The 13,434-nt window shown below is 51.4% G+C and carries 15 protein-coding genes and 1 other RNA gene; 8 read left to right on the top strand and 8 right to left on the bottom strand.

Annotated features, from left to right (window positions below):
* Positions 1-34: 34 nt before the first annotated feature.
* From AC2FC2_RS16440 to grcA, 3 genes are all read right to left on the bottom strand, one after another.
* A complete protein-coding gene (locus AC2FC2_RS16440; protein ID WP_490659553.1) occupies positions 35-793 on the bottom strand; it encodes an ankyrin repeat domain-containing protein in 759 nt (252 codons plus the stop codon).
* Complete coding sequence (locus tag AC2FC2_RS16435) at positions 786-1,748, bottom strand: Tle-like phospholipase domain-containing protein (protein ID WP_490659552.1); 963 nt, start codon at positions 1,746-1,748, stop codon at positions 786-788. The genes AC2FC2_RS16440 and AC2FC2_RS16435 overlap by 8 nt, the downstream gene beginning before the upstream one ends.
* Positions 1,749-1,940: 192 nt before the next feature.
* The gene (gene grcA / locus AC2FC2_RS16430; RefSeq protein ID WP_020828267.1) at positions 1,941-2,324 is read right to left on the bottom strand and encodes an autonomous glycyl radical cofactor GrcA; all 384 of its coding nucleotides are present in this window, start codon (positions 2,322-2,324) and stop codon (positions 1,941-1,943) included.
* A gap of 344 nt (positions 2,325-2,668) precedes the next feature.
* Between grcA and ung the strand changes: the two genes are divergently transcribed.
* Complete coding sequence (gene ung, locus AC2FC2_RS16425; RefSeq protein WP_209638570.1) at positions 2,669-3,352, top strand: uracil-DNA glycosylase; 684 nt, start codon at positions 2,669-2,671, stop codon at positions 3,350-3,352.
* 52 nt (positions 3,353-3,404) lie between these two features.
* Here ung and grpE read toward each other — a convergent pair whose 3' ends face one another.
* A complete protein-coding gene (gene grpE / locus AC2FC2_RS16420; RefSeq protein ID WP_037422128.1) occupies positions 3,405-3,977 on the bottom strand; it encodes a nucleotide exchange factor GrpE in 573 nt (190 codons plus the stop codon).
* Between the two features lie 124 nt (positions 3,978-4,101).
* Here grpE and nadK point away from each other — a divergent pair, with 124 nt between their 5' ends.
* The 3 genes from nadK (at position 4,102) to bamE (ending at position 7,617) form a co-directional block, all read left to right on the top strand.
* Positions 4,102-4,980, top strand: coding sequence for an NAD(+) kinase (nadK, locus tag AC2FC2_RS16415; protein ID WP_209638573.1), 879 nt, complete (start codon positions 4,102-4,104; stop codon positions 4,978-4,980).
* 86 nt (positions 4,981-5,066) lie between these two features.
* Complete coding sequence (recN, locus tag AC2FC2_RS16410; protein ID WP_490659551.1) at positions 5,067-6,728, top strand: DNA repair protein RecN; 1,662 nt, start codon at positions 5,067-5,069, stop codon at positions 6,726-6,728.
* Between the two features lie 550 nt (positions 6,729-7,278).
* Entirely contained in the window at positions 7,279-7,617 is a 339-nt protein-coding gene (gene bamE, locus AC2FC2_RS16405) for an outer membrane protein assembly factor BamE (protein ID WP_037422134.1), read from the top strand.
* 113 nt (positions 7,618-7,730) lie between these two features.
* Here the strand turns inward: bamE and AC2FC2_RS16400 are convergent, their stop codons facing one another.
* Together AC2FC2_RS16400 and AC2FC2_RS16395 are read right to left on the bottom strand one after the other, a co-directional pair.
* Positions 7,731-8,015 carry an RnfH family protein gene (locus AC2FC2_RS16400; protein ID WP_404760697.1) on the bottom strand — a complete coding sequence of 95 codons (285 nt, stop codon included), beginning with the start codon at positions 8,013-8,015 and terminating at the stop codon, positions 7,731-7,733.
* Positions 7,996-8,442 carry a type II toxin-antitoxin system RatA family toxin gene (locus AC2FC2_RS16395; RefSeq protein WP_037422140.1) on the bottom strand — a complete coding sequence of 149 codons (447 nt, stop codon included), beginning with the start codon at positions 8,440-8,442 and terminating at the stop codon, positions 7,996-7,998. The genes AC2FC2_RS16400 and AC2FC2_RS16395 overlap by 20 nt, the downstream gene beginning before the upstream one ends.
* A 161-nt stretch (positions 8,443-8,603) precedes the next feature.
* On the opposite strand from AC2FC2_RS16395, the gene smpB reads away from it, so the two are divergent.
* Both smpB and ssrA read left to right on the top strand, forming a co-directional pair.
* Positions 8,604-9,086, top strand: coding sequence for an SsrA-binding protein SmpB (gene smpB / locus AC2FC2_RS16390; protein WP_020828274.1), 483 nt, complete (start codon positions 8,604-8,606; stop codon positions 9,084-9,086).
* Positions 9,087-9,135: 49 nt separating this feature from the next.
* Positions 9,136-9,499, top strand: a transfer-messenger RNA (tmRNA) gene (gene ssrA / locus AC2FC2_RS16385).
* 537 nt (positions 9,500-10,036) lie between these two features.
* Here ssrA and AC2FC2_RS16380 read toward each other — a convergent pair.
* Positions 10,037-10,384 (bottom strand): DUF6404 family protein, encoded by a 348-nt coding sequence (locus AC2FC2_RS16380; protein WP_490659593.1) that lies wholly within the window; start codon positions 10,382-10,384, stop codon positions 10,037-10,039.
* A 199-nt stretch (positions 10,385-10,583) separates the two neighbouring features.
* The gene (locus tag AC2FC2_RS16375) at positions 10,584-11,477 is read right to left on the bottom strand and encodes a LysR family transcriptional regulator (protein WP_490659592.1); all 894 of its coding nucleotides are present in this window, start codon (positions 11,475-11,477) and stop codon (positions 10,584-10,586) included.
* Between the two features lie 107 nt (positions 11,478-11,584).
* On the opposite strand from AC2FC2_RS16375, the gene AC2FC2_RS16370 reads away from it, so the two are divergent.
* Together AC2FC2_RS16370 and AC2FC2_RS16365 are read left to right on the top strand one after the other, a co-directional pair.
* Positions 11,585-12,328 (top strand): SDR family oxidoreductase, encoded by a 744-nt coding sequence (locus AC2FC2_RS16370; protein ID WP_490659550.1) that lies wholly within the window; start codon positions 11,585-11,587, stop codon positions 12,326-12,328.
* Positions 12,329-12,412: 84 nt separating this feature from the next.
* A complete protein-coding gene (locus AC2FC2_RS16365) occupies positions 12,413-13,363 on the top strand; it encodes an MBL fold metallo-hydrolase (protein ID WP_490659549.1) in 951 nt (316 codons plus the stop codon).
* The last annotated feature ends 71 nt before the right edge of the window (positions 13,364-13,434 follow it).

Below are 13,434 nucleotides of genomic sequence, written 5' to 3'. Positions count from 1 at the left end.
TCCAGTTATCTGAAGGCGGTTTTTTTATGCCCGTTTATAGCTGCGTGTAATGCGTTGCCTGCTGATGGGCTTTCAGCCACGTATTCAGTTGATGATAACGATCGCGCATTTCCTCATTCTGCAATGCCGTCGGCGTCTGCGAGAAATAGAACTGGAAACTCATCCCTTGCTGATTACGGGCTTTGGCATCCGCCCCTGCCTGCAACAGCATCAGCGCCAATTGCGGTGCATTGATTTTTGCCGCTACGTGCAAAGGAGTATCCCCTAGCCGATCGCTTAGCGTGACATCCGCACCGGACACCAGCAACAGTCGCAGTTGCTCCTCCCTTCCCGCCAATACCGCAACGGCCAATGGCGTGGCCCCGGTTACCGCATGACGTAGGTTAACCGGCACACCACAAGCCAACAGCAAGCGCAGATACTGTGGGTCTTGCACTGCCGCAGCCGTATGCAATGCGCTGTTTCCATCCAAACCCGGGGTAGAAGCATCTGCCCCCAGCGCCAACAACGCGCTTAGGCTTTGCGGTTGTTGTGACAGTATTGCCCACTGCAACAGGGTGACCTGATGATCGCCCTGCTCATGCAAACGCGCCTGCGTTGCCTGTTCAGCAATACCCTTTACATCGCCACGTGCGACGGCCAGAGCCAATGCCGCATTGCTGTGCCCGTTGAACGGGGTCATATCCTGATTCATCTGTTGTCCCTTAGCCATCATCAGTAAACCGACAATCGCGATCAGCGCCATTATGGCAATCATCACCGCCTGCCACCATGCCCGCCGCCCGTCAGGCATTGGCTTTGGTCTCCCATGGCTTTTGCTCCGCCATCGAACTGATGACCTTGTCGATACCGTGCGCCGTCAGGCTGCGATCGACATGTTTGCTCGGTCTCCAGTCGTCAATACCGCTTAAGGTGTCGTTATTGGCCAGCGTGATTTTATGTCCTATGGCATCAGGGATTAGCGAAGTGGATTCCTGTGCCCCGGTCAGCATGTCATATTGTTCGCTATAACGACGGATCCCGCCGGCTTGCGCATCCTGTTTTGCTGCAGCTGGATCAATCCCCATACGGTTCAACGTGTAATCGGACACTCCCGCAGCGTTAAAGGTAACCGCCACCGTGCCCGTCGCCAGCGCCGCCGTTGCCGCAAGGCCACCACCCAGTGAATGGCCGGCAATGACCAACGCATCGCCAAACGCCGCCTTGGCACTCTTAGCGACCGCGACGGCCTGATTGTACTGCACATCATCATACCCCGTCGCTTGGCGTACATTGCTCAGCCAGTCGCGCATATCATTGGTGCCCGCAAAGGCCAATACGTACTGTTGATTGTCACTGTAGATCCCAGCCTGAAAACCCGATGCTGTGTCATGCAGGCTGGCAGGATCAATACCCGCGCCGAGCAAGGCGCTGTCGCTCAAGCGGCTGAACCCGTCAACACCCTGGCTAGTGGTGCTGTAAACGTCTTTGGCCAACAGCGCTAGCGTGTAATCCCCTTGTTGCGAATGCTGACCACGCGTCACGCCCGAATGCGCTGCAGCCGGCGCCGTTACCGACATGTCGCTCACCAGCGTATTCAGTAGATTCTGTGCATTTACAGTGTGCGACGACACTGTGGTCGCGGGGGCGTTTACCGGGGCGGATTCAACAGGTTGGGGAGCATTCAGCGGTTCCTGTGCCGTGCGTGTTGGCGGGAGCTGAATAGCCGAGGGACTGACCGCAGAGGTAAAGCTCAAAGACATACTCATGCCGACTCCTTGTCGATAGACTTATTAATTAGCGCACCTTATGTGTGCTGTTGTAGCTATCGGCAGGTCGGAGCAGTTCTGTAATGCAGGCGGTTATCTTTGCAAGGAATGTGATCCGGATTCACTTTCTGTCCGGTTTCGACCACCACATAAAAAAGGGAGCCGAAGCTCCCTTGTAAACAATACGGGTAATTACAGGCTTTCTGTAAAGGTACGTGTAATCACGTCACGCTGCTGTTCTGGCGTCAACGAGTTGAAACGCACCGCATAGCCAGACACACGAATGGTCAATTGCGGGTATTTTTCTGGGTGCTTCACCGCATCTTCCAGCGTTTCGCGGCGCAGTACGTTTACGTTCAGGTGCTGACCGCCTTCTACGCGCACGGTAGATTGCATTTCCAGCGGCACTTCACGGTACTCGATCTGGCCCAGTTCGCTGACCGGTACAACCTGGTCTTCCGCATAGTTCGCTTTGGCGCAAACACAGCGAGCTTCTGATGTTTCATCGTCCAGCAGCCAGAAAGAGTTCACCAGCGCCTGGTCGTTTGCTTTAGTAATTTGAATACCAGTAATCATTTTGTTGCCTCCGTACAAGGGCGAAAAATTCTACGTCGAAAAAACCCAATGTTGGTTTCGGCCATTTGGTAAAACCATTGTTGTCTTGTTGTTCTGTATACCAGCCTGGAGTGGGCAATTCTTTGATTTAAGTCAATTTTTACGGGGCACCCACAGGGCACAAGTGGGCAAGTTTATGTTTTATGTCAATTTTCCCCATAAAGCGCATCGCAATTATTTTTGTAAATTTTCAAAAATTTTTGCATTCACCACAGTAACGTAAAAATAAAAGCGGGTTTCACTGTGTGAAGCTAAACGGTAAGCTATGCCCAGTGAATTGTTAACGAAAACAAAGGAGAGCGTTTATGTCCACCTCCCTCACCTGGCATGACGTCATCGGCAAGGAGAAAGAGCAGCCCTATTTTCATGAAACGCTTGCCTTTGTTGCTGCTGAACGCCAGGCCGGTAAGACCATTTACCCACCGCAAAAAGATGTGTTCAACGCGTTCCGTTTTACCGAACTGGCGGACGTGAAGGTGGTGATTCTCGGTCAGGATCCCTACCACGGCCCGAATCAGGCACACGGTTTGTCTTTCTCCGTACTGCCCGGCGTTCCCGCCCCCCCTTCGTTAGTGAACATGTATAAAGAACTGGCGACGGATATCCCTGGTTTTGAACGCCCTAATCATGGCTGCCTGCAAAGCTGGGCGGAACAGGGAGTGCTGCTGCTGAATACGGTATTAACCGTGGAAGGTGGCCAGGCGCACTCCCACGCCAAGCTTGGTTGGGAAACCTTTACCGACAGAGTGATTGCGGCGTTGAACGAAAACCGCGAAGGCGTGATATTCCTGCTGTGGGGCTCGCATGCCCAGAAGAAAGGCAACTTTATCGATCGTAACCGCCACCATGTGTTGAAAGCGCCACACCCTTCACCGCTGTCCGCCCATCGCGGTTTTCTCGGCTGTCACCACTTTTCGCAAACCAACCAATTGTTGGAGCAGCAGGGGTTAAAACCTATCGACTGGATGCCCCGACTGCCACAGGCATAACACCAGATGCACAAAAGGCACCCGAGGGTGCCTTTTCTTTACTTAATTTCGCTTAAGCCTTGGCTTTGGAAACCGCAACCATCGCTGGGCGCAACAAACGGCCATTCAGCGTATAGCCTTTCTGCATCACCATCATGACATGGTTTGGCTGGTGATCGGCTGATTCCATCAGGCTCATGGCCTGGTGCACGTCCGGGTTGAACGGCACGTTAATGTCACCAACAATTTCGATCCCGTACTTACGCACGACGTCCTGCAGGGACTTCAGCGTCAGTTCGATACCTTCGATCATCGCTGTCAGTTCCGGATTGTTTTTATCCGCCATTTCCAGCGCGCGTTCCAGGTTATCAAGCACTGGCAACAGATCGCCGGAGAATTTCTCCAGCGCAAATTTGTGCGCTTTTTCGATATCCAGTTCAGTACGGCGACGAACATTTTCCATCTCCGCTTTGGCACGCAGCAGGCTGTCGCGTTCATGCTGCTGGGATTCGGCCAGTTGAGCTTCCAGCTCAGCAATGCGCTCATCCCGCAGATCGACGCCCTCAGCCGCTTCCGGCAGGGCTTCCTGCTGTTCCATTTCTTCCGAGACTTGCTCGTTTGGCGTCTTCTGTTCTTTACTACTCATGAATATCTCCGCGTTTTAGCATTAATCTCGCAACTTGGCTTATTATGGGGATCAAAACCGGGGTTTCAAGTCAACCGGTCACAATGTGGGGCATAAACTGGTCCCGGTGAGGAAAATCACAACAATGAATAAAAAATTCGGCTGTATTGGCATTGTTGGCCACCCGCGTCACCCTTCGGCGCTGGCAACGCATGAGATGTTATTTCACTGGCTGGTTGCCCGAGGCTATTCAGTGATGGTTGAACGGCAGATTGCCCAGGATTTGGGGCTAAAAGACGCCGTAACCGGTAGCCTGGCCGATATTGGCCAAAAGGCCGATTTGGCCGTGGTCGTTGGCGGCGACGGCAATATGCTTGGCGCTGCGCGCGTATTGGCCCGTTACGATATTAAAGTGATCGGTGTTAACCGCGGCAATCTCGGTTTCCTGACCGATCTCGATCCCGATAACGCATTGCAGCAACTGGCCGACGTGCTGGAAGGCGAGTACATCGATGAACAGCGCTTCCTGCTGGAAACCATCGTGCACAAAGAGAACCAACAGTGCCGTATCAGCACCGCCATCAACGAAGTGGTACTGCACCCCGGCAAAGTGGCACACATGATTGAGTTCGAAGTGTATATCGACGATCGCTTTGCCTTCTCGCAACGTTCCGATGGCCTGATTATCGCTACGCCGACCGGTTCAACCGCCTACTCGCTTTCCGCCGGTGGGCCAATCCTGACGCCGTCGCTGGAGGCCATTGCGCTGGTGCCGATGTTCCCGCACACCCTTTCGGCCCGCCCGCTGGTGATCAACGGCAACAGCACGATCCGATTGAAGTTTTCCCAAATTGGTAGCGATCTGGAAATCAGCTGCGACAGTCAAATCGCGCTGCCTATTCAGGAAGGTGAAGAGGTTTTGATACGCCGTAGTGATTTCCATTTGAATCTTATTCATCCGAAGGACTACAGCTATTTCAATACGTTAAGCACCAAGCTCGGTTGGTCAAAAAAATTATTCTAAAAATTGCGCCAGCCTCTTTACTGTATATAAAACCAGTTTATACTGTATGAAACTACAGTTATGTGTTTATACACAGGAAGGTTCCCATGCTGGCGCAATTGACCATCAGCAATTTTGCTATCGTTCGTGAGTTGGAAATAGATTTTCAACCGGGTATGACTGCGATTACCGGTGAAACCGGCGCCGGTAAATCGATCGCCATCGACGCGCTGGGGCTATGCCTCGGTAACCGTGCCGACGGTAACGTCGTTCGCTTGGGAGCCGCCCGTGCCGATATCTGTGCTCGCTTTTCGCTGGCAGACACCCCGTCCGCCCGCCAATGGCTAGAGCAAAATCAATTAGACAACAGTAATGAGTGCCTGCTGCGCCGGGTGATCAATGCAGATGGCCGCTCACGCGGTTTTATCAATGGCACTGCCGTCCCCCTTTCGCAACTGCGCGAACTCGGTCAGCGTTTGATTCAAATCCACGGCCAGCATGCTCACCAATTACTGCTCAAGCCCGAGCATCAAAAACAACTGCTCGACGCCTATGCCGACGAACCTGCTCTGCTGATCCAGATGCAGCAGGCTTACCAGCGGTGGCACCAAAGCTGCCGCGAACTGGCTCACCATCAGCAACAATCCATCGAGCGTGATGCACGTAAACAGCTACTGCAATACCAATTAAAAGAGCTGAACGAGTTTGCACCGCAGGCGGGCGAATTTGAACAAATCGATTCTGAGTTCAAACGCCTGGCCAATAGTGGCCAGTTGTTGACGATCAGCCAGCAAACGCTGCAATTACTGGCCGATGACGAAGAAAACAACATGCTGAGCCAGCTTTATACCGCCAAACATTTGCTGGTTGAGTTGATCGGGATGGATGAAAAGCTAAGCGGTCTGCTGGACATGCTGGAAGAGGCTTCAATCCAAATCAGTGAGGCCAGTGATGAACTACGCCATTATGCCGATCGCATGGATTTGGATCCGAACCGCCTGCAAGAACTGGAGCAACGCCTGTCGCGGCAAATTAATCTGTCACGTAAGCATCACGTGGCACCAGAAGAGCTGCCTCAATTGCACCAACAGATGCTGGATGAGCAACAACTGCTATCGCAGCAAGAAAACGATCATGAGCACCTGAACGAAGCGGTCACGCAGCACCATCAGCACGCCCTGCTGTTGGCAGAGCAATTGCACCAGAAGCGCCAGCATTATGCCGCCGAACTGACCACGTTGATTACTGACAGCATGCAGGCGCTCTCTATGCCGCACGGTAAATTCAATATTGATGTGCGTTTTGAGCCGCAATATTTGAGTGCGGAAGGTGCAACGCGCACCGAGTTTTGTGTATCCACCAACCCAGGCCAACCGCTACAGGCATTAGCGAAAGTAGCCTCTGGTGGCGAATTGTCCCGTATCGCATTGGCGATCCAAGTTATCACGGCGCGCAAAATGGAAACGCCGGCACTGATTTTCGACGAAGTGGACGTCGGCATCAGTGGCCCAACCGCCGCCATTGTTGGCCGCCTGCTTCGCCAGTTAGGCGAGTCCACGCAGGTTATGTGCGTCACTCACCTGCCGCAAGTCGCAGGCTGCGGTCATCAGCACCTATTTGTCAGCAAGCAGACCGACGGTACAGAAACCGAAACACAGATGTCGCCATTGGATAAACGAGCCCGTTTACAGGAATTGGCTCGCCTTCTTGGTGGCAGTGAAGTCACCCGGAACACGCTGGCAAATGCAAAAGAACTGCTTGCTGCATAAAAAAGCTCAACTTTTTTACTTTCTTGAGGTCTGACTTTGGCGCTGTTTGCCCGACAGACCTCAAATTGTGGCAACGTCACAATTAAGCCCCCTCGGGGAACTTAGTCACCCTCAGTGACTGAGGTCAACGAGGGTAGCCAACACCGCGACAATTTGAAGGATCACGGGTATACCCAATAGATTTCACGTTGTAGCAAGGCGGCAACCAAGGGAATCCCTGGAAGCTTAGTCACCTCAGTGGCTGGGATAAACGAGGGTAGCAAGGTGGCAACCAAGGGAACCCCCGGGAGCTTAGTCACCTCAGTGGCTGGAATAAACGAGGGTAGCCAACACCGCGACAACTTGAAGGATCACGGGTATACCCAATAGATTTCACGTTGTAGCAAGGCGGCAACCAAGGGAATCCCCGGGAGCTTAGTTAACTAAGTGACTGGGGTGAACGAGGGCAGCCAACACAGCGACAACTTGAAAGATGAAGGGTATAAGGGTTTCCAACAGCACCAAGGTCTATTATCATCGGCAACCTATGCCCTAAAGGAATGTGATTACTATGCGCTGTAAAACGCTGACTGCCGCCGCTGTAGTTCTTGTGATGCTGACTGCAGGCTGTTCTACTTTTGAGAAGGTGGTTTACCGGCCTGACATCAACCAAGGGAACTACCTGACGTCAACCGACGTAGCTAAAATTCAGAAAGGTATGACCCAGCAACAGGTCGCTTACACATTGGGTACCCCAATGCTGCAGGACCCGTTCGGTACTCAGACATGGTTCTATGTGTTCCGTCAGCAACCAGGCCATGAAGATATCACTCAGCAGACCCTGACGTTGACCTTCAACAGCGCTGGCGTGTTGACCGATATTCAGAACAAACCTGCGTTGACCAAATAATCAGCGGGGAATTATCGTCCGGCCCATGAGGGATGCGTCACGTTCTTCATGACAGTCACAGGCTGCAACTCGGAAGATAACATTCTGATAAAAAATAAGGCGCATTCAGCGCCTTATTTTTTTGCCTTTTCTGCCCGTTGGCGGCGCAGTTCTTTAGGATCGGCAATCAAGGGGCGGTAAATCTCCACCCGGTCGCCATCGTTGAGCACATCACCCAACTTGGCTGGTCGGCTATAGATGCCCACCTTGTTACTTTGCAGGTCAATGTCACTACGCAGTTCAAGCAGCCCAGAGGCAATTATCGCCTGTTCAACGCTGCTGCCTTCTGCCAGCGTGACATTGCGCAGATATTGGCGTTCCGGCAGGGCGTAAACCACCTCAACCCGTATATCTGACACTGTAAACCTCTTTTGCCCGCTGGGTGAATGCTTGCACCATATTGCCGGCCAGCTCTTTAAACACCTTTCCGAATGCCAACTCGATCAGCTTGTTGGTAAATTCGAAATCGAGGTGCAGCTCAACCTTGCAGGCTTCCGGGCTGAGCGGCGTAAAATGCCAGCCCCCCATCAGCTTACGGAAGGGACCATCCACCAGTTGCATATTGATGCTCTGGTTATCCAGCAGCGTATTACGCGTAGTAAACGTTTTGCTGATACCGGCTTTGGCAACATCCACTGCGGCGGTCATTTCATTGTTGGACGCGTCAATCACCCGGCTACCGGTACAACCAGGCAGAAAATCGGGATAAGAGTGAACATCGTTTACCAACTGATACATCTGCTCGGCGCTGAACGGCACCAACGCAGACCGACTGATCTGGGGCATATCATTTCCTGTGAGACACAAAACATACAAATCATATCATTTATCTATCAGCAAACAAAAAATCTGCTATGCAACGAAGGGGCCAAAAATGCGAAAAATTGCGCAGGTGCTGAGCGGTAAAGGATTTCTTTCGCTGGCGCATCCAGTATAATGAACACACTATGACAAAGAAAAAAGCACACAAACCCGGTTCTGCCACCATTGCGCAAAACAAGCGAGCGCGTTTCGAATACTTCATTGAAGAAGAAATCGAAGCGGGCCTGTCCCTGCAAGGGTGGGAAGTAAAATCGCTGCGTGCCGGCAAAGCCAACCTCAGCGACAGCTACGTAACATTCCGCGATGGTGAAGCCTATCTGTTTGGCGCCACTATCACGCCGCTTAGCGTGGCTTCGTCGCATGTGGTTTGCGATCCGACGCGTACCCGTAAACTGCTGTTGAACAAACGCGAGCTGGATTCATTATTCGGCCGTGTTAACCGCGAAGGTTATACCGTGGTTGCCTTGTCCATGTATTGGAAAAATGCCTGGGTCAAAGTCAAAATCGGCGTAGCCAAAGGCAAGAAAGAACACGATAAGCGCGATGACATCAAAGATCGTGAATGGCAGACGGCGAAAGCCCGTATCATGAAGCACGCAAACCGATAAGCCTCTGGCTTAACGGGCTAAACTTCTGGTATACTGCACAAAGTTACTTGGGGCTGATTCTGGATTCGACGGGATTTGCGAAGCCCTAGGAGCATGCCGAGGGGCGGTTGGCCTCGTAAAAAGCCGCAAAAAAATAGTCGCAAACGACGAAAACTACGCACTAGCAGCTTAATACCCTGCTCAGAGCCCTCTCTCCCTAGCCTCCGCTCTTAGGACGGGGATCAAGAGAGGTCAAACCCAAAAGAGATCGCGCAGATGTCCTGCCTGGGGCTGAAGCGTTAAATCCAATCAGGCTAGTTTGTTAGTGGCGTGTCCATCCGCAGCTGACCGGCGAATGTAAAGATTGGACTAAGCATGTAGTGCCGACGGTGTAGTAATTTCGGACGGGGGTTCAAATCCCCCCAGCTCCACCAAATAGGTCACCGGTGACCCCAGATAGATCGGGTGACAATAACGAAAAAGCCCGCAATTCACGTTGCGGGCTTTTTTGTGTCTGTAGCTCTCCAAGAATACCCAATCAAACCTTCGGGTTATTGGTATACGTTTAGGTATGCCAATCATGGAAGAACCCTTACACAGTGCAGACTACAGGTCCCCTGCCCCATACCGAAATGCGCTGAGCAAATAACGTTACGATCGTTTTTGCCGATCAATAGACTTTTATTGATCTGCCGAACCCATTGGACGCTGTTGCGTAGGGCCGCTTGTAGTCGAACTGTACAAACCGCATACACCCAACACCGGGGAACCCCGTAGCGGTAACTACTCAGGCCTGCATTGCAGGCCTTTTCTTTGCCTGAAATTTCGCCCTGCTGCCCATCCACAGGGCAAACTCATCACCCACTGGTCACTGCTTAATTATTTGTTTTTAAAAAACTAAAACCAAAAGTGAGCACTGAGAACAATTTTTCTATAAATCTTTTTTTTCTGGCGTTTGGACCATTGCCCTGTCAGAGACTCTTCCAGTCAGGCAGTTTGTTGGCCCGCTTGCGCCAAGAGTGGATTAACGCCATGAATAAACCAAACAGCAAACCGGCAAAGAGTGCGGTGAAGAGCGCAAGTAATACGCTGAAGTCTTGATTTTTCCAGCCACTAAACCACATAACAATGCCCCATAGCGGGCCAAACCAGACGGCGAAGAACAGCGTATTCAGCCAGAAGGGAGCAAACGGTGGAGGTGGCATTTTACCTCCCATCTTCCAAAACAGGCGCAAGATCGGCGGTGCATAATTGCTCCGCCACATCTTTTTATCTTCCATCAGGGCTATTGCTTTTTTCTTCTTATCTTCAAATACCATCATCCGAATCCTTTCATTGGGCATCTATAGAGACCGTCTAATAATAGGCCTTATCCAGAGTCAGCCATAGCGTGAAATGAATGAACGTTCAGCCCTCTTGTAGCAAGGCAGATATTACCGTCAGAAGCACTTCGAGAACCGGCCCAGGCCGGTTGGGTAATCCGTGCCTGGTTCGCGAGGTTCGATAACCTTGACGCATCTAGCCCTGGCTCAATTTTTTGAAAAGATAATCAAAAACCAAACGCACTCTCATTGGATAAGGGGTCTGATGTGTGTGGTAGAGATTGACCGGCCACGGAGGCGGTGCATCGTCACGGAGAACGGAGACCAGCTCACCTGACGCGATGTGCTCTTCTACCAAATACCCCGCCAGTTGGGCAAACCCTAAACCGGCGAGTACCGCTTTGCGTTCAATATCGGGTGTGTCAGTGACAAATGCGGCGGATTTCGGATAGAAATTGCGTTTTTGACTAAACTCCCATGGCCAGTAGCGCCCGGTTTTACGGTTAAGCAGCGCCACAATCGGCAGGCGGACAAGATCATCAACGTTGGCAGGCGGCGGCATATGTTCAAGCAGCTTCGGTGATGCAACCAGATGGAAAGGCATGGTACAGGGTTGGCGAACGATGCAGGTTTGGTCATGCAAAAAGCCTATGCGTATGCCGATATCGATTTTTTCATCAACCAGGTCGCTGTGTATATTTGACAGGTGGAGTTCGAGCGTAATTGCGGGATACAAACGTGTAATCTCCGCCAATATTGGCATGATGATTTCACTGCCATAGGTATGTGGTGCCGTGATGCGTACAACGCCATTGATATCTTCTGTACTCTTCTTTTTTTCCTGAAACAGCCTGTTCATCTGTTCCATGGCTATTTTTGCCTGCTCAAAAAAACCGAGGCCAAAATCCGTGAGTTTTACGCTTCGGGTGCTGCGGTGAAATAGCTGCTCCCCGAGCAACGACTCTAACTCTTTGATGGCTCTTGTGACTTTTTGCGGGGAAATACCAAGCCTGGTCGCCGTGTGTTTAAAGTTCATCTCCTCTGCGGCACAGCAGAAAATACGTAATGCTTCTTGTCTGTTTTGCACCATCACCTCTTTATTCCAAAAAATGGAATTCTAAAAGCATAACACTTCCATTTACTGATTTTAAACTACGGATAAAGTATTCGCACAGACAAATACAGGAGGAAAGAAAGATGAACAGTATTGCAGGTAAAGTCGTCGTGATCACCGGCGCCAGCAGTGGGCTTGGTGAAGCAACCGCAAAGCACCTGGCTGCAAAGGGGGCCAAGGTGGTCGTTGCAGCACGCAGAAAAGCGCGTCTTGATGCGTTGGTCCAGCAAATCGTTGATGCCGGAGGGAGCGCATTAGCGCTGCAGGTGGATGTGACAAACCGCCTGGATGTCGAAGCGATGATCGCCCAGGCCGTAAAGCAATTTGGCAAGATTGATGTATTGGTCAACAACGCAGGGCTAATGTCGATCGCCCCGCTCAATGCCGTGAAGGTTGATGAGTGGGAGCGAATGATTGATATCAATGTGAAAGGGGTGCTTTACGGCATCGCCGCGACGCTGCCGCTGTTCGAAAAACAGCAATTCGGTCATTACATCACAATTTCGTCCATCGCCGGCAAGAAGGTATTCAGTCCCGGAGGGACGGTCTATAGCGGCACAAAATTCGCGGTAAGCGCCATAACCGAAGGTTTACGCCATGAAGTCGGCGGGAAGATCAGAACCACCACCATCTCTCCCGGCCTGATCGACACTGAATTGAAGATGGGTAGCTCGCACGCAGAAAGCTCGAAGGCCGTTGTCGAGCTCTATCAGAGCCAGGCGATTTCTGCCGATGCAATCGCGCGTGCCATAGCGTATGCGATCGAGCAGCCTTCGGACGTGGACGTAAGTGAAATTGTTATCAGGCCGACAGTGCAAGAGTTCTAAATCATCGGTAGGAAGATTCAACGTTCATTACCCCTATTTCATAGGGGTTCTTAGGTATTTTTTCTTACATTAACGAGGTCTTCTATGCGTCGCAATATACTCATTGGCGCGTTTCTCGCCGTTTTTTCCGCTGCTTCAACCGCCATGGCGCCTTTTTCTAAAATAGAAAATCCCGGGTTCTACAGGATAATGCTTGGCGACTTCGAAGTGACGGCGTTGTCTGACGGAATAAGCCCGATGCCCGCAGATAAAATATTGATCAATACTCAGTTGAAGCAGCTCGAAAAGGCGATGGCGCTCAATAACCTGTCGTTACCCTTGCCGACATCGGTGAATGCCTATCTGATTAACACCGGAGGCAAGTTGATTTTAATCGACGTTGGCACCGGCATGCTGCATGGCGAAACGCTGGGCAAGATGATGAAAAATTTAAATGCTTCGGGCTATAAGGCGGAACAGGTGGATGAGATTTATTTAACCCATTTACACCCCGATCATGTGGGGGGACTGATGGCGCAGAATAAAATCGCTTTCCCGAACGCCATCGTCAGAGTGGAGAAAGAAGAAGTCGCTTTTTGGCTTAGCGAAGAGAAAAAACAACAGGCGGAAGAGAAAGATAAGCGCTTCTTTGATGCCGCATCCGTTTCATTAAAGCCTTACGAAACAGCGGGAAAACTGAAGACGTTCGAAGGCGACAAGGAATTAACACCGGGTATTTCGTCTATCGATACGCGTGGGCACACGCCAGGACACAGCGTGTTTGCCGTCGAAAGCAAAGGGAAAAAGATGGTGATACTGGGTGATATGATTCACGTCGCTTCCGTACAATTCCCTGACCCGAATGTCGCTATCGCCTATGATATTGATGTCCCTGCCGCCGTTGCACAGCGCAAGAAGCTGTTTGACAGTCTTGCTCAGCAAAGAGCACTTGTCGCGGGCGCGCATCTGTCCTTCCCTGGCCTGGGCTACATCAGTAAAAGCGGTGATGGCTATGGCTGGCATCCTTTAAACTACGGCGCAATGAATCAACATTAATCTGCCCGATAGTTAATAAAGAATGAATGCGAACATGATGTTATGGGGCCGAATGGCCCCTTTTTTATGAT

The sequence above is a fragment of the Serratia sp. CoH_122_TC_1 genome (assembly GCF_058191755.1).
This window is presented reverse-complemented; position numbering and strand designations above follow the sequence as displayed.